The sequence below is a fragment of the Coxiella endosymbiont of Dermacentor marginatus genome (genome assembly GCF_907164955.1).
GTDB lineage: Bacteria > Pseudomonadota > Gammaproteobacteria > Coxiellales > Coxiellaceae > Coxiella.
Window position 1 is genome coordinate 486875 of the sequence record NZ_OU015521.1, and the last position, 21312, is coordinate 508186.

The following is a 21312-nucleotide window of genomic DNA, read 5'->3' on the forward strand; positions in this document are numbered from 1 at the left end:
TGTGAATAGAATAATAAGAGAGTTGATTTAGCTTGACAGGGATCGTTACCTTTATTTAGAATCCCCGCTCTGTGTTTAGATTAATATATAGATGTTTTTTGCTTTAGAGAGAATTTCAATGGCCAGAATCAATCAGTTAGTCAGAAAGCCGCGTCGTGCAAAAATAAAGAAAAGCGATGTTCCGGCATTGGAAAGCTGTCCCCAAAAACGAGGCGTGTGTACAAGAGTATATACCACTACTCCTAAAAAGCCTAATTCAGCTTTACGGAAAGTAGCGCGAGTACGGATCACTAACGGTACAGAGGTCACTGCTTATATCGGTGGTGAGGGTCACAATTTACAAGAGCACTCGGTGGTGTTAATCCGAGGAGGCCGTGTGAAAGACTTGCCAGGTGTACGCTATCATATTGTGCGTGGAAGCTTGGATGCGGCAGGTGTTTCAGGACGACGTCGTGGTCGCTCTAAATATGGTGGGAAAAAACCAAAAGAATAAATTTGGAGAAATTTAGATGGCACGAAGAAAAGCAGCGCCTAAAAGGGAAATTTTACCAGATCCGCTCTTTCGCAGTAAGCTTTTAGCTAAGTTTATAAATGCTGTTATGCGTAATGGTAAGAAATCGGTAGCAGAGAATATCGTCTATGGGGCACTTGATATAGTGACAAAGCGGTCGTGTATTCACATTAAAGAGTATACTGAGGGAGAAAAAAGCGTCAGAGAAAGTGGTGGTAAAACCAGAAGAAGCCTGAAAGGAAATACTCATCTCGATGAGAGAACACATTCTGTAGCTTTAGAAAAGTTTAAGGAGGCTTTAAGCAATGTAACACCTATTGTAGAAGTGAAATCGCGTCGAGTAGGTGGATCTACCTATCAGGTGCCTGTGGAAATACGAGCCGTACGACGCCAGACTTTGGCTATGCGATGGGTAACTGAGTATGCGAATAAAAGAAATGAGAAGACAATGATTTTACGTTTGGCAAATGAGATTCTGGATGCTGTAGAGAATCGAGGTGGAGCAGTAAAGAAAAAAGAGGACGTTCATCGCATGGCCAAGGCAAACCAAGCATTCGCACATTATCGGTGGTAAGAGAAAATAATGACAATGGCTAGAGAAATTCCATTAGAACATACTCGTAATATAGGTATTATGGCGCATATTGATGCAGGAAAAACTACGACGACTGAACGAATCCTTTATTATACAGGTATTTCTCACAAAATGGGTGAAGTTCATGAAGGCAGTGCTATAATGGATTGGATGGAACAGGAGCAGGAGCGTGGCATTACCATTACCTCTGCAGCCACTACTTGTTTTTGGATGGGTATGGATCAGCAATATTCAAAACATCGAATTAATATTATTGATACACCAGGACACGTCGACTTTACAATTGAAGTTGAGCGTTCCTTGCGGGTGCTGGACGGAGCGATCGCTGTTTTCTGCTCGGTAGGAGGAGTAGAACCACAAAGCGAAACTGTTTGGCGGCAAGCTGATCGTTATGGTGTTCCACGTTTAGGCTTTGTAAACAAGATGGATCGGGCAGGGGCAAATTTTCTACGAGTAGTACGACAAGTAAAAGAGCGCCTGAAATCCAATCCAGTGCCTGTTCAAATGCCTGTTGGTTCAGAAGACAATTTCCAAGGTGTTATTGATTTAATTCAAATGAAAGCTATCTATTGGAATGAGGAGGATAAGGGTCGTACTTATGAATTGGCAGACCTTCCTGAAGATACAAAAGCAGTAGCTCAAGAATGGCGTGAAAAAATGGTAGAAGCTGCAGCTGAATCCTCTGAAGAATTGATGGAAAAATACTTAGAGAATAGGGATCTTTCCAAAAAAGAAATCCTGGAGGGCCTGCGTCGGCGCACTTTGTCTAATGAAATTGTCCCAATGTTATGTGGAAGTGCCTTTAAGAATAAAGGAGTACAAGTTCTGTTAGATGCAGTAATTAATTACTTGCCAGCACCTACTGATGTACCTGCTATTCGAGGTGAGGAAGAAGATGGTTCAGAAGGCTCTCGTGTGGCTTCCGATGATTCATCTTTTTCAGCTTTAGCTTTTAAAATTGCCTCTGATCCTTTCGTTGGGACTTTAACTTTCTTTCGAGTTTATTCTGGCGTATTAAAATCGGGAGATTCGGTTTATAATCCCGTTAAACGTAAAAAAGAGCGTATTGGCCGTCTCTTGCAAATGCATTCCAATTCCCGTGAAGAGATTAAAGAGGTTCGAGCAGGTGATATTGCTGCTGCAGTGGGCTTAAAAAATGTTACTACTGGGGACACCCTTTGTGATCAACAGAAAGTTATCACTCTTGAAAAAATAGAATTTCCAGAACCTGTGATTTCTGTAGCTATTGAGCCAAAGACTAAGGTAGATCAAGAGAAAATGGGGGCAGCTTTAGGCAAATTAGCTCAAGAAGACCCGTCATTTCGTGTTCGTACTGGTGAAGAATCTGGACAAACTATTATTGAGGGTATGGGTGAATTACACTTGGAAATTATTGTAGATCGGATGCAGCGTGAATTTAATATTGCTGCTAATGTTGGAAAGCCTCGTGTAGCTTATCGGGAGACTATTCGTAAAGTAGTAGAACAAGAAGGAAAATATATTCGTCAAACGGGTGGCCGAGGACAATATGGACATGTGTGGCTTCGAATCGAACCTAAAGAACCAGGCTCTGGTTTTGAATTTGTAAATGAAATTGTAGGTGGTGTGGTACCGAAAGAATATATTCCAGCTATAGAAAAAGGTGTGCGTGAACAGATGGAAAATGGAATTATCGCTGGTTATCCTGTAGTGGATATTAGGGTAGCTATTTTTAACGGATCTTATCACGATGTTGACTCCAGTGAGATGGCATTTAAAATCGCTGGTTCAATTTGCTTTAAGGAAGGAGCTGCTAAAGCCAATCCTGCATTATTGGAACCCATTATGAAAGTAGAAGTTATTACTCCAGAAGAATATATGGGTGATATCGTTGGTGATCTTAATCGACGTCGGGGCATGATTCAAGGTATAGATGAAAGTCCAACCGGTAAAATTGTTAATGTTGAGGTGCCACTAGCGGAAATGTTTGGTTATGCAACTGATCTTCGTTCGCTAAGTCAAGGACGTGCAACTTACGTGATGGAGTTTTTAAAGTACACTGAAGCACCAAAAAATATCACTGAAAAATTGTTGTTAAACAATGGAATTAAGAAAGAAAAATAAGCTAAGGAGATAATGTTGGAGTATTGTTGAGAGGGACAAAGCGAGAAGAGGTTGAGCGTGGACAAGTATTGGCGAAGCCTGGAACAATTACGCCGCACACAATGTTTGAAGCAGAGATTTATGTATTATCAAAGGAAGAAGGAGGTCGGCATACGCCCTTTTTAAAAGGCTATCGACCACAGTTTTATTTTCGTACGACGGACGTGACGGGAGAGGTATTGAGTCTACCTGAAGATGTTGAAATGGTGATGCCAGGAGATAACGTGAAGGTAACGGTGAAATTAATAGCACCGGTAGCAATGAACGAAGGGTTACGATTTGCGGTTCGCGAAGGTGGACGTACCGTTGGAGCTGGTGTCGTAACAAAAATTATTGAGTAATTTTGGAAATTAAATTATGGCGGTCTTTAATAATAGCAATAACAACCAACGTATTCGGATTCGATTAAAAGCATTTGATCATCGATTAATTGATCGATCTACGCGAGAAATTGTTGAGACAGCACGGCGAACAGGTGCAATTATTAAAGGTCCTATTCCGTTGCCTACAAAAATTGAGCGCTATACGGTTTTAATTTCGCCTCATGTAGATAAGGACGCTCGGGATCAATATGAAATCCGAATTCATAAGCGATTAGTAGATATTGTGCAACCTACTGATAAAACAGTTGATGCATTAATGAAATTAGATTTAGCTGCTGGGGTGGATATTCGAATAAGTGTTGAATCAGAATCCGTTTAAAATACAAAGTGGGTTATATGTAGGTGTAGGTGTAGGTGTAGGTGTAGGTGTAGGTGTAGGTGTAGGGGATGTTTTGCAGGATAGCCTCTTTTTATTTTTATAAGTGGTTAGTATAGATAACTGGAGAGTAGGTGATGCCTATTGGTTTAATTGGTCAAAAATGTGGTATGACTCGCATATTTACAGAGATGGGGATTGTTGTTCCTATTACAGTAGTTGAAGTAACACCTAATCGAGTTACTCAAATAAAAACGGTTGATGTCGATGGCTATTATGCTGTTCAAGTAACCTATGGAAAAAAGTCTTTCGTTCGTGTCAATAAGGCAATGTTGGGGCATTATTCGAAAAGTGGAGTAGAAGCAGGGGAGGTGATCCGTGAATTTCGTGTTGTTTCTGATGAATTAGCCAAAATTAAGGTGGGTGATGAATTCAAGGTTAATATTTTTAAAGAAGGACAAACTGTTGATGTGCGCGGTTTAACTCGAGGTAAGGGCTTTTCTGGTACGGTAAAGCGCCATAATTTTCGCACTCAGGATGCTACCCATGGGAATTCGTTATCTCATCGCGCGCCAGGCTCCATAGGACAATGTCAAACACCAGGACGTGTGTGGAAAGGCAAAAAAATGGCGGGTCACATGGGGAATACTTATTGCACTATCCAGAATCAAGAAATTTTTAGAATTGATGTTGCACGACATCTCCTTTTAATTAAAGGTGCTTTACCAGGTGCTCCTGGTAACAAAGTGATTATTATGGAATCAACTAGAACAAGTAAATTCGCTGATTTCAGGAGATAATTGATGGAGCTTGCGGTACGCTACTTCGAAAAAAAAGAACTGAGTAAGATCGTTGTAACTGAAGCTATCTTCGGGGTGGAATTTAATGAAGGTTTAGTTCATCAAGTCATTTCTGCTTATTTATCTGGTGCACGAGCAGGTACCAAAGCACAAAAGACACGAAGTGAAGTCAGTGGTAGTGGATCCAAGCCCTGGCGACAAAAGGGAACTGGACGAGCCAGAATAGGTAGTATTCGAAGCCCTCTATGGCGTAGTGGTGGTGTGATTTTTGCAGCAAGACCTCGCAATTTCTCGCAAAAAGTGAATCGAAAGATGTACCACCAAGCCATGATTTCTATTCTCTCTGAATTAATTCGGCAAGAGCGTTTTATTGTGGTAGAAAGTCTAAAATTAAAAGAGCCTAAAACTCGTGAGTTAAAAAACTTACTAGCAGGATTAAATATAGAAAAAGCTCTAATTATTCTTGATAGAGATGATCGAAATGTAAAGCTAGCTTCAAGAAATATGATCAATGTCATAACTTTGAATTCTATAACGGTAGACCCAGTCAGCCTTGTTACTTCGGAAAATGTATTGATTACAATAGATGCTTTAAAAAAGCTTTGGGAGAGACTTTCGTGAATCAAGAAAGGTTATTAAAAGTTCTTATTGGTCATTATGTATCAGAAAAGAGTGCTTTATTTACAGGTCAGCATACATTTAAAGTGTTACCTAATGCAACGAAATCTGAAATTAAGGCATCTGTAAGAAATCAATTTAATGTCACGGTAAAGGCAGTGCGTGTTTGTAATGTTAAAGGGAAAACTACGCGATTTAGAAAAGTGCAAAGTCAACGTAAAAATTGGAGAAAGGCGTATGTTACGTTAGTATCAGGTAATGAAATTGATATTGTAGCTAGCAAATGAGAGTTGGAGTAAATAAGAAATGGCTTTAGTAAAAACAAAACCTACGTCACCGGGACGACGCTTCGTTATCAAAGTTGTACATCCAAATTTGCACAAAGGCGAGCCACATGCACCATTAATAGAGAGTAGAAAGCTTATTAATTGTCGTAACAACCAGGGACGTATTACTGTACGCCATCGCGGCGGTGGGCACAAGCGCCATTATCGAATTATTGACTTTAAGCGTGATAAGAAAGGTAAGGGTATCGTAGAACGGTTAGAATATGATCCAAATCGTAGCTCTTATATTGCCTTAGTCTTATTTCCAGATGGAGAACGCCGCTATATTATAGCTCCCAAAGGGATCCATCAAGGTTCATTCGTAGTTTCAGGAGAAGATGCGCCTATTAGTCCCGGCAATTGTTTACTATTGCAGAATATTCCCCTAGGGACTACTATTCATAACCTTGAATTAAAACCAAGAAAAGGAGCACAGCTTATCAGAAGTGCGGGTACTTCCGCCCAATTAGTGGCAAGAGATGGGATTTACGCTATTGTTCGAATGCGCTCAGGCGAGATGAGAAAAATTTTAATTAGTTGCCGTGCCTGTGTAGGAGAAGTATCCAATCCGGAACATAATTTACGTTCGTTAGGTAAAGCAGGTGCTAAACGCTGGCGTGGTCGGCGACCTACTGTTCGTGGTGTAGCTATGAATCCAGTAGATCATCCTCATGGAGGAGGCGAAGGTAAGACTTCAGGAGGTCGTCATCCAGTTTCTCCTACGGGTAAACCAACAAAAGGTTATAAAACACGCCATAATAAACGTACGACTAATATGATCATTCGTAGTCGGCATAAAAAGTAGAAGAAGAGGTATTAAAAAAGTGCCAAGATCAATAAATAAAGGTCCATTTGTAGATCATCATCTTTTAAAGAAGGTGGAACAAGCGCAAAAAGAAGGCAGCAAGCGACCTATTAAAACTTGGTCGCGGCGCTCCATGATCACTCCTGAAATGGTAGGCCTGACTATTGCTATCCATAACGGGCGTCAACACGTGCCTATTTACATTTCAGAAAACATGGTAGGACATAAATTAGGGGAATTTGTTATAACTCGTACTTTTAAAGCTCATTCAGGTGATCGTAAAGTAAAGAAAGAGAGTTGATGATGAAAGTTAGTGCAAAATTGAAATATGCACATATTTCAGCTCAAAAGGTAAGACTTGTAGCTAATCAGGTTAAAGGTTTACCGGTTGAAAAAGCGGTTGATTTGTTGCGCTTTAGCAATAAAAAAGCTGCAGTTATTATAAAAAAAGTTTTAGATTCAGCTATTGCCAATGCCGAGCATAATAAGAGCGCTGATATGGATGAGTTAAAAGTATTGTCAGTAACAATTGATGAAGGTCCTATGGCGCGAAGATTTCGCACTCGAGCTCGTGGCCGCGCTGATCGAATTTTGAAGCGTACTTGTCATGTTACTATTGAAGTATCGGATTATCGAGTGGAGGAGATTAATGGGTCAAAAAGTTAATCCCGTTGGGATACGGCTTGGTATTACAAGAGATTGGACGTCCAACTGGTATGCAGATAAAAAAGATTTTGCTGATCATTTAAACGATGATTTAAAAGTACGTCAATTTTTAGAAGAACGCTTAAAAGGTGCGGCTATTAGCCGAATCCAAATTGAACGGCCAGCTCGAAATGCTAAAATTGCAATTTACTCTGCACGTCCGGGTGTAATCATTGGAAAGAAAGGTGGAGAAATTGAGGCCTTGCGTGTAGAAATATCGAAAGTAATAAAAGTGCCGGTGCACATCACTATTGAAGAAATTCGAAAACCTGAATTAGATGCAAAATTAGTAGCAGAAAGTGTTGCCCAACAATTAGAGCGCCGAGTCATGTTTCGAAGAGCTATGAAACGCGCTGTACAAAATACTCTGCGTCAAGGTGCCTTTGGAATTAAGATAAGCGTGAGTGGGCGCTTGGGTGGAGCTGAGATCGCTCGTACTGAGTGGTATCGAGAGGGGCGTGTTCCTCTGCATACGTTTCGAGCTGATATTGATTATGCGACAGCTACAGCTAAAACTACTTATGGAACAATAGGGGTAAAGGTGTGGATTTTTAAAGGAGAAATCCATGCGATGAGAGCAAAAACGTCAACTGAAGTAGTTGAGGAAGTGAAATAGGAAACGATTAAATGCTGCAACCAAGTAACAGAAAGTACCGAAAAGATTTTAAAGGCCGAAATCGAAGAGTAGCTCATCGTGGCAATCGGGTTAGTTTTGGAGAGTTTGGTCTCAAAGCAACAGCTTACGCTCGAATCACTGCGCGTCAACTAGAAGCCGCCAGACGTGCTCTTTCACGACATATAAAGCGCGGTGGCAAGATTATCATCCGTATCTTTCCAGATAAACCAATTACGAAAAAGCCTTTGGAGGTGCGTCAAGGTAAGGGTAAGGGGAGCGTTGAATATTGGGTAGCGCTTGTACAACCTGGGCGAATGCTGTTCGAAATTGAAGGGATTGATGAAGTCCTGGCTCGTGAAGCTTTAGATCGAACAGCAGCTAAATTGCCTGTGAAATGCGTGTTTGTTAAACGGACGGTAATATAATGAAAGCCAATGAATTCCGTAATAAGACAGAAGCTGAACTTAAAAAAGAGTTAATTGCTTTTTTGAAAGAGCAATTCAATTTACGTATGCAAAAAGGTATGAGAGAAGTTTCCCACTCACATTTCTATAAACAGGTACGACGCAATATTGCTCGTGTTAAGACTATCTTGAAAGAAAGAGAGAGGAATATGTTTTATGAGTAGGAATGAGAAAGTAGTTCGTGCCCTAACAGGAACCGTGGTTAGCAACAAAATGAATGACACAGTTGTTGTATTAGTAGAACAGCAAGTAAAGCACCCTAAATATGGGAAGTTTATCAAACGTTCTACAAAACTGCGTGCACACGATCAAGGGAATAAATGTCAGGAAGGCGATACCGTAACCATTTGTGAAACACGTCCTATTTCAAAAACGAAAAGATGGATGTTGGTAAAAATTAGAAAAAAATCGGAAAAGATATGAGGAATTAATGATGATTCAGGCACAGTCAGTTGTTGATGTGGCAGATAATAGTGGAGCTAGACGCGTGATGTGCATTAAAGTTTTAGGTGGTTCTAAACGTCGTTACGCAAATATTGGTGATGTCATTACAGTGAGTATTAAAGAAGCGACTCCGCGGGGAAAAGTAAAAAAGGGTGATGTAATGAAAGCTGTGGTAGTGCGAACATGTAAGGGTGTTCGACGGGATGATGGGTCGGTAATTCGATTTGATAGCAATGCAGTGGTGCTGTTAAGCAATCAGTTACAACCGATAGGTACACGGATTTTTGGGCCGGTGACTCGCGAATTACGGACCGACAATTTTATGAAAATTATTTCCTTAGCCTTAGAAGTTTTATAATAGATGACAAGATGATGACAATGAAGAAAATTAAAAAAGATGATACCGTTGTTGTAATGACAGGAAAAGATAAAGGTCGTCAAGGTAAAGTACTAAAGGTTTTATCTAATGGGCGGGTATTGGTTGAAGGCGTTAATCTAGTTAAAAAACATGTAAGGCCTAATCCCAATAAAAATGAACAGGGAGGGATATTAGAAAGAGAATCAGGGATTCATGTGTCTAATGTCGCTATTTATAATCCTACCACTAAAAAACTGGATCGCGTGAGAATTAAAGTACTTGAGAATGGATTGAAAGTTCGAATATTTGCATCAAATTTCGAACTGATTGATGTATAAGGAAAAAATATGGTAGAACTACAGGAACTCTACAAAAAAGTGATTATCCCAAATTTGCAAAAAGAATTTGGTTTTAAATCTATGATGGCCGTTCCACGTATTGAGAAAATTACTTTAAATATAGGTACCGGTGAAGCCGTAGCTGATAAAAAAGTAATTGAACATGCTATGGGCGACATGATGAGAATTTCAGGTCAGAAACCCATTATTACTTATGTGCGTAAATCGGAGGCTGGTTTTAAAATTCGTACTGGGTGGCCTATTGGCTGTAAGGTAACCTTGCGCCGGAAACGCATGTATGAATTTTTGAAACGATTAATTTCGATTGCAATACCTCGTATTCGGGATTTTCGAGGTTTTAACGCTAAATCTTTTGACGGACGAGGTAACTTTAGTTTAGGAATTCAAGAACAAATTGTTTTTCCAGAAATTCAATACGATAGAGTCGATGCTATTCGTGGGATGGATATTACTATTACCACTACAGCAAGAACTAATGAAGAAGGAAAAGCTTTATTAAAAGCTTTTAGTTTCCCATTAAAAGATTTATAAAAACCAAAAGAGGTTATAATAAGAGCTATGGCAAAATTAAGTGTCATCGAACGAAATAAAAGACGTATTCAACAATCTCAAAAGGCGCGAAAAAGACGTTTTGAATTAAAGCAAATCTTTAAAAAAGGTACTCCTGAAGATCAAGAGTTAGCTCTACTAAAATTACAAAAAAGTCCTCGAAATGAGTCAACAGTTCGAGTGAGACACCGATGTCGAACATGTGGTCGTCCTTGTGGCACACTTAAAAAATTTGGGTTGTGTCGAATTCACTTGCGGGAAGCTGCGATGAGGGGCGATGTGCCCGGATTAAAAAAAGCGAGTTGGTAATTTATGATGCAAGATCCTATATCCGATATGTTAACGCGTATTCGCAATGCGCAAGCAGTGGCAAAAAAAGAAGTTGTTATACCTTCATCAAAATTAAAATTAAGCATTACAAAAGTGTTAAAGAAGGAAGGTTATATTATTGATTATCGTGAAGAAAACAACATAACCAAAAATCAATTAGTAATTATCTTGAAATATCATGAAGCAAGGCCTGTTATTTCAACTCTAAAACGTGTTAGCGGTCCTTCTTTGCGTGTATACAAAGGTAAGAATAAACTACCTAAAATAAATAATGGCTTAGGTGTTGTCATTGTTTCGACTTCAAAGGGTGTAATGTCTGGTCGGCAGGCACGACATTATGGTGAAGGTGGGGAAATCATCTGCTACGTTAGCTAGGAAAGAAAACATTATGATAAGTCGTGTGGTAAAAAATCCAATTAAGATCCCATCTGGTGTTGATGTTAAAGTCCATGGTCGATTCGTAACGGTGAAAGGTAAATTCGGTGAACTTACTCAAATAATGCATGACGTCGTTAAAGTTACACAAGAGGGTAATAAACTCCAAATAATGTCAGAAAATGATTTGCCGGAGTCAAATGCGTTAGTAGGAACAACTCATGCTGTAACTCAAAACATGGTGCGTGGTGTTCATGAAGGATTTCAACGAAAATTAGTAATAGTAGGAGTTGGTTATCGTGCGAAGGCTCAAGGAAAAACGTTAAATTTAACAATCGGATTTTCACATCCAGTGGAAATTGAAATTCCAGAGGGTATTACTGTAGAAACTCCTAGTACAACTGAGATCATTGTCAAGGGTGCTGATCGGCAATTAGTTTGCCAAGTGGCAGCAAATATTCGTGCAACCCGGCCACCTGAGCCTTATAAAGGTAAAGGTATTCGTTATGATGATGAAAATGTAGTTCGTAAAGAGGCTAAAAAGAAATGATGGATAAACGAAAAAAACAACTTAGACGTGTACGTCGAACGCGATCAAAAATTAAGGCATTAGGTATGACACGATTATGTGTTCACCGCTCGCTCAATCATATTTATGTTCAGCTAATTTCTTCTGATGCAAAAATATTAGCTACCGCATCAACTTTGGAAAAAGAGGTAAGAAGTCAATTAAGGCATGGGGGCAATATTTCGGCAGCTGAGGTAGTGGGTGAGCTTATTGCGGAACGTGCGAAAAAATCAGGAGTTATAAAAGTAGCTTTTGATCGAAGTGGTTATAAATACCACGGACGTGTACAAGCATTAGCGGAAGCAGCACGTAAAGGTGGAATTGAATTTTAATAAGGTACATTTATGCGTGAATTGGGTACTGATACGAAAACCGATGGTAACCAGGATAAACTGGTTTATGTTCGACGTACAGCGAAAGTTGTAAAGGGTGGACGCGTGTTTGGTTTTTCCGCATTGGTCGTTGCGGGAGATGGTGAAGGTAAGGTAGGTTTTGGTTTAGGAAAAGCGCGTGAAGTCCCGGCTGCCATAAAAAAGGCTACGGAAGACGCGCGCCGTAATATGATTTCTGTGCCTTTAGATGGGAAAAACACATTAAGTCATCCAGTGAAAGCCACTCATGCATCTTCAACTGTATTGATATTGCCTGCTTCAAAGGGAACTGGAGTGATTGCTGGAAATGCGATGCGAGCAGTGTTTGAAGTTATGGGTATTCAAAATATTTTAGCGAAGTGTATCGGCTCTTCTAATCCAATCAATGTAGTTCGAGCTACCTTCAAAGCACTTAAAAACATGGAAACACCTGATTCTGTGGCTGCAAAACGTGGAAAATCTATTAAAGAAATTTTGGGATAAAATTAATGAAACAATTAAAAAAAGTTCGTGTAACCTTAATAGGAAGTAAATATGGACGCAAACCCGGACATCGTGAGTCTATAGAAGGCTTGGGATTACGACGAATTAATCAGACGGTTGAAGTTATTGATACACCCGCTAATCGAGGGATGATTAATAAGGTCTTTTATTTGCTAAAGATTGAGGAAGTTTGAAATGAGGCTGAATGTTCTACAACCTAATCAAAAGGCAAAAAAAAATAAAACGCGAGTAGGTCGTGGGATTGGCAGTGGAAAAGGAAAAACTTGTGGCCGCGGACATAAGGGACAGCATTCTCGCTCAGGCGGCTATCATAAAGTTGGCTTCGAAGGTGGACAAATGCCTCTAAAACGTCGGGTCCCAAAATTTGGCTTCACATCAAGAAAGAAGTTATTTTCTGCAGAAGTGCGCTTACACGAATTAAATAAGATTTCTGATGGTGATGTAGTTAATATCGATACTCTGAAAGCAGCTAACATTATTGGTTGTCATATTAAGTATGTTAAAATATTTGCTTCAGGCAAATTAGAAAAACCTGTGACAATTTTAGGTCTGCAAGTAACTAAAAGCGTCAAGTCCGCTGTAGAAGCAGTAGGCGGTAAGGTTTAATGGCTAAAACCAAGTTCGGTGCACCCTTGTTACAAGGTAGTGGACTTAGTGAATTAAAACGGCGTTTATTGTTCGTCCTAATCGGCATTATGATATACCGATTAGGAACTTATATACCTGTCCCTGGTCTCGATCCTGCTCGTCTAGAAGCGCTTTTTCACCAACATGAATTAGGCTTTCTAGGAATGTTTAATATGTTCTCCGGTGGTGCTTTAAGTCGGATGACGATTTTTGCGTTAGGGGTAATACCGTATATTTCCTCTTCTATCATTATTCAAATGTACAGCCAAATTTCTTCTAAAATGCAGGCTCTTCGAAAAGAAGGGGAAGCAGGTCGTCGAAAGATCAATCAGTATACGCGGTATGGAACTGTTATATTGTCCTTACCACAATCAATTTTTATGGCCAAGTGGCTTGCTAACAGCGGCACTGTACTTACCTTAATTAGACCAAATTTTAGTTTCTATTTTACAGCTGTTATTACGCTCGTAACAGGTACTATTTTTCTAATGTGGTTAGGTGAACAAATGACGGAACGAGGTATTGGTAATGGAACTTCTTTAATTATTTTTGCTAGTATTACTTCAAGGTTCCCTACAGCAATCAGCCAAGTATTTACACAAGTACATCAAGGCCAAATGTCTGTGTTGACTTTATTACTTTTGATGACAGTAGTAATTGCAATTACTTTGGTGGTTGTCTTATTTGAACGAGCTCAACGTCGAATTACTATTAGTTATGCTAAACGGCAGCAAGGAAGAAAGTTATATGTGGCTCAAAGCAGTCATCTTCCATTAAAAATTAATATGGCTGGGGTGATCCCAGTAATTTTCGCTCAAAGTATTATTTTATTTTCAGGAGCCGCAGCTAAATTTATGGCTTCGATTCGAGGATTAGAATGGCTGAATAATGTTTCTTTAGTGCTTTCAAATGGTCAGCCGGCTTATATTGTGGTTTTTTCTATATCGGTAATCTTTTTTAGTTTTTTCTATACAACTTTAGTTTTTAATCCTAAAGAAACAGCTGAAAATTTAAAAAAATCTGGGGCATTTATTCCTGGTATTCGCCCAGGCGAGCAAACAGCGAATTATATTAACAAGGTAATGGCCAGATTAATTTTAGTGGGTTCTATTTATCTTACTTTAGTAGCTTTGCTACCTCAATTTTTGATTTTAACATGGAATGTTCCTTTTTATTTTGGAGGCACTTCTTTGTTGATTGTAGTGGTGGTTGTTATGGATTTCATGACGCAAGTGCAAGCTCATTTAATGAGTTATCAATATGAATCTTTAATGAAAAAATCAAGTATGAAAGGCTCAAAATTTGGGCTTATTCGGTAATGAGGAAGGATAATGGGATGAAAGTAAGAGCATCTGTAAAACGAATTTGTCAAAATTGTAAAATAGTTAGACGGGAAGGTGTTGTACGAGTAATTTGCAGTAACGCTCGGCATAAGCAAAGACAAAAAAGTAGAAAGTAAGGATACATATTAGTAGTTCCATTCAATCAGAATAAAAATGGTGAAGTGACAAGTTGGAAATCGCTAGGAGTGCTAGATAGATCTCTAGTGAGAGGGCATGCTAGCACTGTTTCTATGATCCCTTGATTTATCGAGGGATGGGGATTATAGTTGTAGTTTTCAGTAAATTTTTGGTGAATTATTGATAAGTCGGAGTAAATACAAATGGTAGCTCGCATCACAGGCGTTAATATTCCAATGCAAAAACACGTACGAGTAGCGCTTCAAGCAATTTACGGTATAGGTAATTCTCGTGCAATAAAAATTTGCAAAGCAGCAAAAATTGCTCCTACTTCTAAAATGCAGAACTTGTCAGAGGTTGAGCTTGATGCTTTACGAAATGAAGTTAGCAAGTTCACAGTAGAAGGGGACTTAAGACGTGAACGTTCTACAGATATCAAACGGAAGATGGATTTAGCTACTTATCAAGGTATCCGTCACCGCCGCGGGCTTCCAGTCCGTGGTCAACGAACCTGCACTAACGCTCGTACACGCAAGGGTAAACGCAAGTCTATACGAACTTGATAAAAAGAAAAAGGTTGTTTCATGTCAAAAAAACGTTTTCGAAAGGTTACTGAGGGTATTGCCCACATCAATGCAACATTTAATAACACAAAAATATGTATTTCTGATCCTCATGGGAATGTATTGTGTTTTCGGTCAGTTGGTGGATCTGGGTTTAAGGGTTCTCGTAAAGGCACTCCCTATGGTGCGCAATTAGCTGCTGAGGGAGTGGGCGAAAGAGCCATTCAAGATTTTGGTATGGAAGCTGTTTCCGTATGTGTTAAAGGTCCAGGTGCAGGACGTGATTCTGCTATTCGTGGATTGCGTGCCGCAGGTTTAAAAATTATTAGTCTAGAAGATCGCACAGCATTGCCACATAATGGCTGTCGGCCACGTAAGAAACGACGAGTTTAGGAGATGATTAAGCAATGGCAAGGTATTTAGGCCCAAAATGTCGATTATCACGACGTGAAAAAACTGATTTGCAACTAAAAAGTGGTATTCGGACCATTGATTCGAAGTGCAATATTGAACGTGTTTCTGGTATGCACTGGCAACGTCGTGGTCGAACCACGGACTATGGTGTCCAATTGCGGATGAAACAGATGGTTAAACGTTATTACGACATTTTAGAAAAGCAATTTCGTAATTATTATCGGAAAGCTGATAGACTAAAAGGATCAACTGGAGAAAATTTATTAAGCTTATTAGAAGGACGATTGGATAATGTGGTTTATCGAATAGGATTTTCAGCTACCAGAGCAGAAGCGAGGCAGCTTGTAAGTCATAAAGCGATCCTCGTTAACGAGAAAGTAGTTAATATTCCTTCTTATCAAGTAAAACCTGGGGATCTGATTAAAGTTCATAGACAAGCAAGGGGGCAATTCCGAATCAGAGGCGCATTAGAACTAGCACAACAACGCGAATCGGTTTCTTGGATTGAAGTGGACACAAAAAAAATGCTAGGTACACTCAAGAATCAACCAGACGTAGCAGAATTACCTGCTGAATTTAAAATTAACCTCGTTGTTGAACTCTATTCGAAGTAAGGGAAATTAAATATGCAAGATCTTCTTAAATCATTTTTAACACCGAAAAACGTTCAGGTTCATTCTGTGTCACCTCATCGCTTTCGTATTGTGTTAGAGCCGTTAGAGCGTGGGTTTGGACACACCTTAGGAAATGCTCTGAGAAGAATTTTATTATCTTCTATGCCTGGAGCCGCTATTGTCGAAGCGCAAATAAAAGGTGTTTTGCATGAATACACCTCTATTGAGGGTGTACGCGAAGATGTGGTGGGTATTATATTAAATCTAAAAGGAGTTGCTGTTAAGTTAGAGGGACGTAGTAAAGCTACTTTAACCCTAAATAAAAAAGGTCCAGGTATAGTCATAGCAGGAGATTTACAAACAGATCATGGTGTTAAGATCATCAACTCTGATCATGTCATTGCACATCTTACTAAGGATGGTGAAATTAACATGACGTTAAAGGCAGAAATGGGTCGAGGTTATGAACCTGCTAGTATACGTGCAGAGAAAGAAGAAAGTCGGTCGTTAGGTGTATTATTGATAGATGCTTCCTATAGTCCGGTACGACGTGTTTCTTATTCTGTAGAAAATACACGAGTAGAAAAGCGCATTGATTTAGATAAATTAATCATCGATCTTGAAACTAATGGTACGCTCAATCCTGAAGGTGCTATTCGATTCGCAGCAACCATTTTACAATACCAATTAGCTACTTTTGTTGATTTAAAGCATGAGGAATACCGATCCTCTAGTAGAAAAGAGGATAAAATAGATCCCTTATTGCTCCGCTCTGTAGACGATTTAGAATTGACTGCGCGAGCTGCTAATTGCTTGAAAGCAGAAAGTATTTATTATATTGGTGATTTAGTGCAGCGTTCTGAAAACGATTTGTTAAAGACGCCAAATTTGGGTAGAAAGTCTTTATTAGAAATTAAAAGCGTACTTTTACAAAAAGGATTAAGTCTTGGTATGCATATTGAAGGATGGTCTCCTGAAAATTTTTCGGAGAAGTAGACGATGTATCATCGTAAAAGTGGCAGACATTTCAATCGTCCTAGTGCACATCGAAAAGCGATGCTACAAAATATGTCTGTATCATTACTTAAATATGAGCTAATCAAAACTACTCTACCAAAAGCAAAAGAATTGCGACGGATAGTTGAACCATTGATTACTTTAGCAAAAGAAGACAGTGTAGCTAATCGTCGCCTGGCCTTCAATCGTCTACGTAACGATGAAGCTGTAATGAAGCTTTTTAAGGAAATTGCACCACGATGTAGAGAACGATCCGGTGGTTATTGTCGCGTATTAAAATGCGGTTTCCGTGCCGGAGATAATGCACCTATGGCAATTGTTGAATTAGTTGATCAAAAAGACAGCGCGAAAGAAGCAGTTTAACTCAAGAAGCTATGATTTTCTCTTTCTGATTCTTTGAAATATTAGCTTCTTTTTTTCATAGATTATCTTTGAATAAATGAAAGGAGAAACTTCATGATTGTCGTACCAAAAATTCATGGTTTTATTTGTACGACGGCTCATCCGGATGGATGCGAAAAACATGTAACAGAATGGATTGATTATGTCAAAAAACAGACGCATCTTTCTTATGGTCCTAAAAAAGTTTTGATTATTGGTGCCTCTACTGGTTTTGGTCTTTCAAGTCGCATTGTAGCTGCTTTTGGTGCAAGGGCTAAAACGATAGGTGTTTTTTTTGAAAAGCCAGCTAGTGAAAAACGAACCGCTTCTCCAGGATGGTATAATACAGCAGCCTTTGAAAAAGCTGCCTACAAGTCAGGGTTGTATGCTAAAAGCATTAATGGTGATGCATTTTCAGATGAAATAAAACAAAAAACTATTGAATTAATTAAACAAGATTGGCAAGGCGGAGTTGATTTAGTCATTTATAGTATCGCTGCTCCGCGTCGTATTCACCCTAAAACTGGAAAAATTTTTAATTCCGTATTAAAGCCTATTGGCCAATCTTATCGAAATAAGACGGTAAATATTATGACAGGTGAAGTAAGTGAGGTGACAATTAATTCTGCAACTGAAAAAGAAATTCAGAACACAAAAGCAGTTATGGGCGGCGATGATTGGGCTTTATGGATAACTTCTTTGTTGGACAATAATTGTTTGACAAAAAAAACTGAAACAGTTGCCTTTACATATATTGGCTCTGAACTAACCCACGCGATTTACCGTAATGGCACCATTGGAAGAGCAAAATTGCATTTAGAAGAAACAGCCAAAAAATTAGACTCTCTTTTAAAATCGGAATTAAAAGGACAAGCTATTGTTTCTGTGAATAAAGCATTAGTAACACAAGCCAGCGTTGCTATACCTATTGTTCCCCTTTACATCTCATTGCTTTATAAAGTCATGAAGGAAAAAAATCTGCATGAAGGTTGTATTGAGCAGATGTGGCGGTTATTTAACGATCACTTATATTGTAATCGTGATTTTCCCATGGATGAAAAAGGTCGTATCCGAATTGATAATTTAGAAATGCGCGATGATGTTCAGGCTGAAGTAAAAAAATTATGGAAATCCATCAATAGCGAGAACGCTAACCAAATATCTGATATTACTGGTTATCGTAGAGATTTCTACAAACTATTTGGTTTTGGTTTAAGTGATGTCAATTATAAACAGGATATAGGTATCAATGTTTCTATTCTTTCTATTAAAGATGAAGAACGTAGTTAGAGACCTATATCTTGCTTTTATAAGATTTAATCCATACTAAGGCTCTATTAAAAATAGGGCTCTGATGTATTTATATATTTTTTCGGTATTCAGTTCAAAAAAAATATTTATTGGCATAATCTGAATCTGTATTACCATCTTGGAATGAAGTTATCAGAAAAATTGTATTTTAGAAGGGAATATCATCTTCAAGTTCAGAGCAGGGACTATCTTCGTTAGGTATAGCTGTTTGATTTCCTATCGGATTCACTTGTTTATAAGAAGAGCTGCCTTCTTGATTTTCATGGCTACTACTGCTACTTCGGCTATCAAGCATGTGCATTTCACTTGCGATAATTTCTGTGGTGTAACGATCAGCACCATTCTTATCTTGCCATTTACGCGTTCGTAAACTTCCTTCAATATACACTTTTGACCCCTTACGCAAATACTCTCCTACAATTTCAGCTAAACGGTTAAAGAATGCAATACGATGCCATTCCGTTCGCTCTTGTAATTCACCTGTTTGTCTATCACGCCAGGTTGTACTCGTAGCCAACGTTACATTCGCGATAGCGTTTCCATTTGGTGTATAACGTACTTCGGGGTCTTGGCCTAAATTTCCAATTAAAATAACTTTATTTACACCTCTAGCCATTATAAAAATCTCCTAAGTTCTCAAGTCTCAACAAGTGTTATATTGATTTTCAATGGTCTCCACTTGCGTCCAGATTACTTTGTCTAATCCGTTTTCGCAATTCGTCCTCGGTAATTATTTTTTTATTAATTTTAAGATAAATTAAATTTTCCTGAGCCAAAACTGCTATTTCAGAAACACCAGGAATGTCATGGAGATTTTTTTTCAAAGAGGCAATACTTTGTTTCAAATATTCGTCTAATTTTAGGGTAACGGTAGCAAGATAAGAAGGATTCTGCATTTTTATGGCTAGCATTAGCCATAAAAATGCAATAATTGCACAAAAAATGAACACTCCTACTGCCTGAAAGTGATTAAAAATCCATCCTCCCACAACACCACCAAAAAAAATACCAAAAAATTGAGAGGAAGAATAAATTCCGAGAGCCATTCCTTTTTGACAAATCGGTGCAATTTTTGAGATTAATGAGGGAAGCATTGCTTCTAGTAATGTAAAAATAGTGAAGAAAAAAAATAAGATAGCACTAATTTCAATAATCGAGTGACAAAAAACCATAAATAAAAATTGACAAACTATTAAGAAAGCGATAGCGCTGACAAAACTTAACTTAAGTTGGCATTTCTTTTCAGAAAAAATAATAAGAGGTATTGCTGTTATAAAAGCGAGTAATAATATGATTAGATAAAAAAGTATTTGCTCATGCTCGGTGAGATTAATTACTCGACTTAGAATAATAGGAATGTTAATAAACATTGCTGTTAAAATACAGTGCAGAGAAAAGATTCCAAAATCTAATCGTAAAAGCGCGCTACTGCAAATTACATTTCTAAAGTATCTTCTTGATTCGGATTCTTCTCTAGGATAGAGAGGTAGTAGTGCTTGAGGGGAAGTAGGTACGACAGTATGAAGAAGAATAATTCCTAATATTGCAAAAATTACTGTCACCCAGAAAATGCCTTCGAGGTGAAACCATGCATTAATAACTGGTCCGATAATAAGAGCGATAGAAAACGAAAAACCAATTACCATCCCAACCAATACCATGGCTTTACTTCGTTCTTCATCGCGAGTCAAATCGGTGATCATGGCAAGAATAGTACTCCCAACTGCCCCTGTACCTTGAAAAGCTCGTCCAATAATAATGCCGTAAATAGAATGTGAAAAAATTGCAAGAACACTTCCAACACTTAGTAATACTAATCCTGCTGTGATGACCGGCTTTCGGCCAATACGATCGGAGATCATCCCGAAAGGAATTTGAAAACAAGCTTGTAAGAGACCGTAAATACCAAGAGCTATCCCAATGAGGGTTGGTGTCGCAAAAGGTATTTGGTTGGTATAGAGAGCAAGCACAGGAAGCAGCATAAACAACCCAAACATCCGAAAGGCCATGATGACGGCGAGGGAAGTGATAGCAATTCGTTTTTTCGCACACATATTATTTTCTAAAGGTAAATTATAACAGAAATCTCATTATATCCTAAATAAGCTTGATAAGCTAATCTATGAATCTCAATTAGCTAAGCTAAATCTGCAACTATTCAGTAATTAAGAGAAAGATTAAAACTTAAACGCTTTAATTTATAAATTAAAAATCAATTAATTGAACTATTTAAGCTTGTATAAAAGGCACACGATTAAAATAATAATTGACAATATTAAAGTTAGTCCTGATGTACAATAATGCTTTGTAGAATTGTTCAAAATCGCTATATATTTTTTCAGATAGCTTTTGAGTGGCTACTTCCTATTACTTCCCCAAGTTGAGGAACACATTCTTCATCACTTATATGCTTAACCTGATATAGTTACATTTGAGGATAGCATACTGGGCTTTTTAATAATTCTTATTTAGATGCGTTTCCACTTGTGACAAAAGATATTAAGCAATATTTTGATCTTGAGAAAATAAACTACAACAAAAAGATAGTTTTACTGATGCTCTTTCAGATGATCCTTTTCTTGTTTCTTTTTTCAACTACCATGAAGAGAGCTTATTACATAAAGCATTTTTCCTGGCCCTGTATTATAGAAAATCCTTATTCGCTAACTAGAATATTATCTATCTAAGAAAAACACAATTCCAGTCTTTAAAATCTGAGTGTGAATATTCTCATTGGTTTTATGACTTTACACAATCGGTGTGTTAAATTCTGAAAAATGAATCTG

Annotated in this window: 35 protein-coding genes and 1 pseudogene; 34 read left to right on the forward strand and 2 right to left on the reverse strand. The window is 38.4% G+C overall.

Annotated features, from left to right (window positions below):
* Nucleotides 1-118: 118 nt before the first annotated feature.
* From rpsL to fabV, 34 genes and pseudogenes are all read left to right on the forward strand, one after another.
* On the forward strand, nucleotides 119-493 hold the full coding sequence (gene rpsL, locus ONG85_RS01820) for a 30S ribosomal protein S12 (protein ID WP_264435235.1): 375 nt from the start codon (nucleotides 119-121) through the stop codon (nucleotides 491-493).
* Between the two features lie 16 nt (nucleotides 494-509).
* Nucleotides 510-1085: a 30S ribosomal protein S7 gene (gene rpsG / locus ONG85_RS01825; protein ID WP_264435236.1), complete on the forward strand. Its 576-nt coding sequence runs from the start codon at nucleotides 510-512 to the stop codon at nucleotides 1083-1085.
* Nucleotides 1086-1094: 9 nt separating this feature from the next.
* Entirely contained in the window at nucleotides 1095-3209 is a 2115-nt protein-coding gene (fusA, locus tag ONG85_RS01830; RefSeq protein WP_264435237.1) for an elongation factor G, read from the forward strand.
* Between the two features lie 5 nt (nucleotides 3210-3214).
* Nucleotides 3215-3589: pseudogene (locus ONG85_RS01835) on the forward strand (EF-Tu C-terminal domain-related protein); the annotation flags it as partial.
* A 16-nt stretch (nucleotides 3590-3605) separates the two neighbouring features.
* Nucleotides 3606-3950 carry a 30S ribosomal protein S10 gene (gene rpsJ / locus ONG85_RS01840; protein WP_264435238.1) on the forward strand — a complete coding sequence of 115 codons (345 nt, stop codon included), beginning with the start codon at nucleotides 3606-3608 and terminating at the stop codon, nucleotides 3948-3950.
* On the forward strand, nucleotides 3928-4053 hold the full coding sequence (locus ONG85_RS01845) for a hypothetical protein (protein ID WP_264435239.1): 126 nt from the start codon (nucleotides 3928-3930) through the stop codon (nucleotides 4051-4053). Before rpsJ ends, ONG85_RS01845 begins: the two co-directional genes overlap by 23 nt.
* A 31-nt stretch (nucleotides 4054-4084) precedes the next feature.
* On the forward strand, nucleotides 4085-4747 hold the full coding sequence (rplC, locus tag ONG85_RS01850; RefSeq protein ID WP_264435240.1) for a 50S ribosomal protein L3: 663 nt from the start codon (nucleotides 4085-4087) through the stop codon (nucleotides 4745-4747).
* Between the two features lie 3 nt (nucleotides 4748-4750).
* Nucleotides 4751-5368, forward strand: coding sequence for a 50S ribosomal protein L4 (gene rplD / locus ONG85_RS01855; protein ID WP_264435241.1), 618 nt, complete (start codon nucleotides 4751-4753; stop codon nucleotides 5366-5368).
* Nucleotides 5365-5652 carry a 50S ribosomal protein L23 gene (gene rplW, locus ONG85_RS01860; protein WP_264435242.1) on the forward strand — a complete coding sequence of 96 codons (288 nt, stop codon included), beginning with the start codon at nucleotides 5365-5367 and terminating at the stop codon, nucleotides 5650-5652. The genes rplD and rplW overlap by 4 nt, the downstream gene beginning before the upstream one ends.
* A gap of 19 nt (nucleotides 5653-5671) precedes the next feature.
* Nucleotides 5672-6496: a 50S ribosomal protein L2 gene (rplB, locus tag ONG85_RS01865; protein ID WP_264435243.1), complete on the forward strand. Its 825-nt coding sequence runs from the start codon at nucleotides 5672-5674 to the stop codon at nucleotides 6494-6496.
* Between the two features lie 19 nt (nucleotides 6497-6515).
* Complete coding sequence (gene rpsS, locus ONG85_RS01870; RefSeq protein ID WP_264435244.1) at nucleotides 6516-6797, forward strand: 30S ribosomal protein S19; 282 nt, start codon at nucleotides 6516-6518, stop codon at nucleotides 6795-6797.
* Nucleotides 6798-6799: 2 nt separating this feature from the next.
* Nucleotides 6800-7162, forward strand: coding sequence for a 50S ribosomal protein L22 (gene rplV / locus ONG85_RS01875; RefSeq protein WP_264435245.1), 363 nt, complete (start codon nucleotides 6800-6802; stop codon nucleotides 7160-7162).
* Complete coding sequence (gene rpsC / locus ONG85_RS01880; protein ID WP_264435246.1) at nucleotides 7146-7817, forward strand: 30S ribosomal protein S3; 672 nt, start codon at nucleotides 7146-7148, stop codon at nucleotides 7815-7817. The genes rplV and rpsC overlap by 17 nt, the downstream gene beginning before the upstream one ends.
* 11 nt (nucleotides 7818-7828) lie before the next feature.
* A complete protein-coding gene (gene rplP / locus ONG85_RS01885) occupies nucleotides 7829-8242 on the forward strand; it encodes a 50S ribosomal protein L16 (protein ID WP_264435247.1) in 414 nt (137 codons plus the stop codon).
* Nucleotides 8242-8445, forward strand: a complete 204-nt coding sequence (gene rpmC / locus ONG85_RS01890; protein ID WP_264435248.1) for a 50S ribosomal protein L29 — start codon at nucleotides 8242-8244, stop codon at nucleotides 8443-8445. Before rplP ends, rpmC begins: the two co-directional genes overlap by 1 nt.
* Nucleotides 8438-8704, forward strand: a complete 267-nt coding sequence (gene rpsQ / locus ONG85_RS01895; RefSeq protein ID WP_264435249.1) for a 30S ribosomal protein S17 — start codon at nucleotides 8438-8440, stop codon at nucleotides 8702-8704. Before rpmC ends, rpsQ begins: the two co-directional genes overlap by 8 nt.
* Before the next feature lie 10 nt (nucleotides 8705-8714).
* The gene (gene rplN, locus ONG85_RS01900; RefSeq protein WP_264435874.1) at nucleotides 8715-9083 is read left to right on the forward strand and encodes a 50S ribosomal protein L14; all 369 of its coding nucleotides are present in this window, start codon (nucleotides 8715-8717) and stop codon (nucleotides 9081-9083) included.
* A gap of 14 nt (nucleotides 9084-9097) precedes the next feature.
* Complete coding sequence (gene rplX, locus ONG85_RS01905) at nucleotides 9098-9421, forward strand: 50S ribosomal protein L24 (RefSeq protein ID WP_264435250.1); 324 nt, start codon at nucleotides 9098-9100, stop codon at nucleotides 9419-9421.
* A gap of 9 nt (nucleotides 9422-9430) precedes the next feature.
* Nucleotides 9431-9973: a 50S ribosomal protein L5 gene (gene rplE, locus ONG85_RS01910; protein ID WP_264435251.1), complete on the forward strand. Its 543-nt coding sequence runs from the start codon at nucleotides 9431-9433 to the stop codon at nucleotides 9971-9973.
* Between the two features lie 27 nt (nucleotides 9974-10000).
* Nucleotides 10001-10300 carry a 30S ribosomal protein S14 gene (rpsN, locus tag ONG85_RS01915; RefSeq protein WP_264435252.1) on the forward strand — a complete coding sequence of 100 codons (300 nt, stop codon included), beginning with the start codon at nucleotides 10001-10003 and terminating at the stop codon, nucleotides 10298-10300.
* Nucleotides 10301-10303: 3 nt separating this feature from the next.
* Nucleotides 10304-10696, forward strand: a complete 393-nt coding sequence (gene rpsH / locus ONG85_RS01920; protein WP_264435253.1) for a 30S ribosomal protein S8 — start codon at nucleotides 10304-10306, stop codon at nucleotides 10694-10696.
* Nucleotides 10697-10709: 13 nt separating this feature from the next.
* Nucleotides 10710-11246 (forward strand): 50S ribosomal protein L6, encoded by a 537-nt coding sequence (gene rplF, locus ONG85_RS01925; RefSeq protein WP_454706806.1) that lies wholly within the window; start codon nucleotides 10710-10712, stop codon nucleotides 11244-11246.
* Complete coding sequence (gene rplR, locus ONG85_RS01930; protein ID WP_264435876.1) at nucleotides 11246-11596, forward strand: 50S ribosomal protein L18; 351 nt, start codon at nucleotides 11246-11248, stop codon at nucleotides 11594-11596. The genes rplF and rplR overlap by 1 nt, the downstream gene beginning before the upstream one ends.
* Before the next feature lie 12 nt (nucleotides 11597-11608).
* Complete coding sequence (gene rpsE, locus ONG85_RS01935; RefSeq protein WP_264435254.1) at nucleotides 11609-12118, forward strand: 30S ribosomal protein S5; 510 nt, start codon at nucleotides 11609-11611, stop codon at nucleotides 12116-12118.
* A 5-nt stretch (nucleotides 12119-12123) separates the two neighbouring features.
* The gene (gene rpmD, locus ONG85_RS01940; protein WP_264435255.1) at nucleotides 12124-12312 is read left to right on the forward strand and encodes a 50S ribosomal protein L30; all 189 of its coding nucleotides are present in this window, start codon (nucleotides 12124-12126) and stop codon (nucleotides 12310-12312) included.
* 1 nt (nucleotide 12313) lies between these two features.
* On the forward strand, nucleotides 12314-12745 hold the full coding sequence (gene rplO / locus ONG85_RS01945) for a 50S ribosomal protein L15 (protein WP_264435256.1): 432 nt from the start codon (nucleotides 12314-12316) through the stop codon (nucleotides 12743-12745).
* The gene (gene secY, locus ONG85_RS01950; protein ID WP_264435257.1) at nucleotides 12745-14085 is read left to right on the forward strand and encodes a preprotein translocase subunit SecY; all 1341 of its coding nucleotides are present in this window, start codon (nucleotides 12745-12747) and stop codon (nucleotides 14083-14085) included. Before rplO ends, secY begins: the two co-directional genes overlap by 1 nt.
* Nucleotides 14086-14102: 17 nt before the next feature.
* The gene (gene rpmJ, locus ONG85_RS01955) at nucleotides 14103-14225 is read left to right on the forward strand and encodes a 50S ribosomal protein L36 (RefSeq protein WP_264435258.1); all 123 of its coding nucleotides are present in this window, start codon (nucleotides 14103-14105) and stop codon (nucleotides 14223-14225) included.
* Nucleotides 14226-14429: 204 nt separating this feature from the next.
* Nucleotides 14430-14789 (forward strand): 30S ribosomal protein S13, encoded by a 360-nt coding sequence (rpsM, locus tag ONG85_RS01960; RefSeq protein WP_264435259.1) that lies wholly within the window; start codon nucleotides 14430-14432, stop codon nucleotides 14787-14789.
* A gap of 21 nt (nucleotides 14790-14810) precedes the next feature.
* Entirely contained in the window at nucleotides 14811-15182 is a 372-nt protein-coding gene (gene rpsK / locus ONG85_RS01965; protein ID WP_264435261.1) for a 30S ribosomal protein S11, read from the forward strand.
* Nucleotides 15183-15196: 14 nt separating this feature from the next.
* Complete coding sequence (rpsD, locus tag ONG85_RS01970) at nucleotides 15197-15817, forward strand: 30S ribosomal protein S4 (RefSeq protein ID WP_264435262.1); 621 nt, start codon at nucleotides 15197-15199, stop codon at nucleotides 15815-15817.
* 12 nt (nucleotides 15818-15829) lie between these two features.
* Entirely contained in the window at nucleotides 15830-16813 is a 984-nt protein-coding gene (locus ONG85_RS01975; RefSeq protein WP_264435263.1) for a DNA-directed RNA polymerase subunit alpha, read from the forward strand.
* A gap of 3 nt (nucleotides 16814-16816) precedes the next feature.
* Entirely contained in the window at nucleotides 16817-17197 is a 381-nt protein-coding gene (gene rplQ / locus ONG85_RS01980) for a 50S ribosomal protein L17 (protein WP_264435264.1), read from the forward strand.
* A 93-nt stretch (nucleotides 17198-17290) separates the two neighbouring features.
* Nucleotides 17291-18505, forward strand: coding sequence for an enoyl-ACP reductase FabV (gene fabV, locus ONG85_RS01985; RefSeq protein WP_264435266.1), 1215 nt, complete (start codon nucleotides 17291-17293; stop codon nucleotides 18503-18505).
* A 169-nt stretch (nucleotides 18506-18674) separates the two neighbouring features.
* Here fabV and ssb read toward each other — a convergent pair whose 3' ends face one another.
* Together ssb and ONG85_RS01995 are read right to left on the reverse strand one after the other, a co-directional pair.
* Nucleotides 18675-19142 carry a single-stranded DNA-binding protein gene (gene ssb / locus ONG85_RS01990; RefSeq protein ID WP_264435268.1) on the reverse strand — a complete coding sequence of 156 codons (468 nt, stop codon included), beginning with the start codon at nucleotides 19140-19142 and terminating at the stop codon, nucleotides 18675-18677.
* A 49-nt stretch (nucleotides 19143-19191) separates the two neighbouring features.
* Nucleotides 19192-20580 carry an MFS transporter gene (locus tag ONG85_RS01995; RefSeq protein WP_264435270.1) on the reverse strand — a complete coding sequence of 463 codons (1389 nt, stop codon included), beginning with the start codon at nucleotides 20578-20580 and terminating at the stop codon, nucleotides 19192-19194.
* Nucleotides 20581-21312 lie beyond the last annotated feature (732 nt).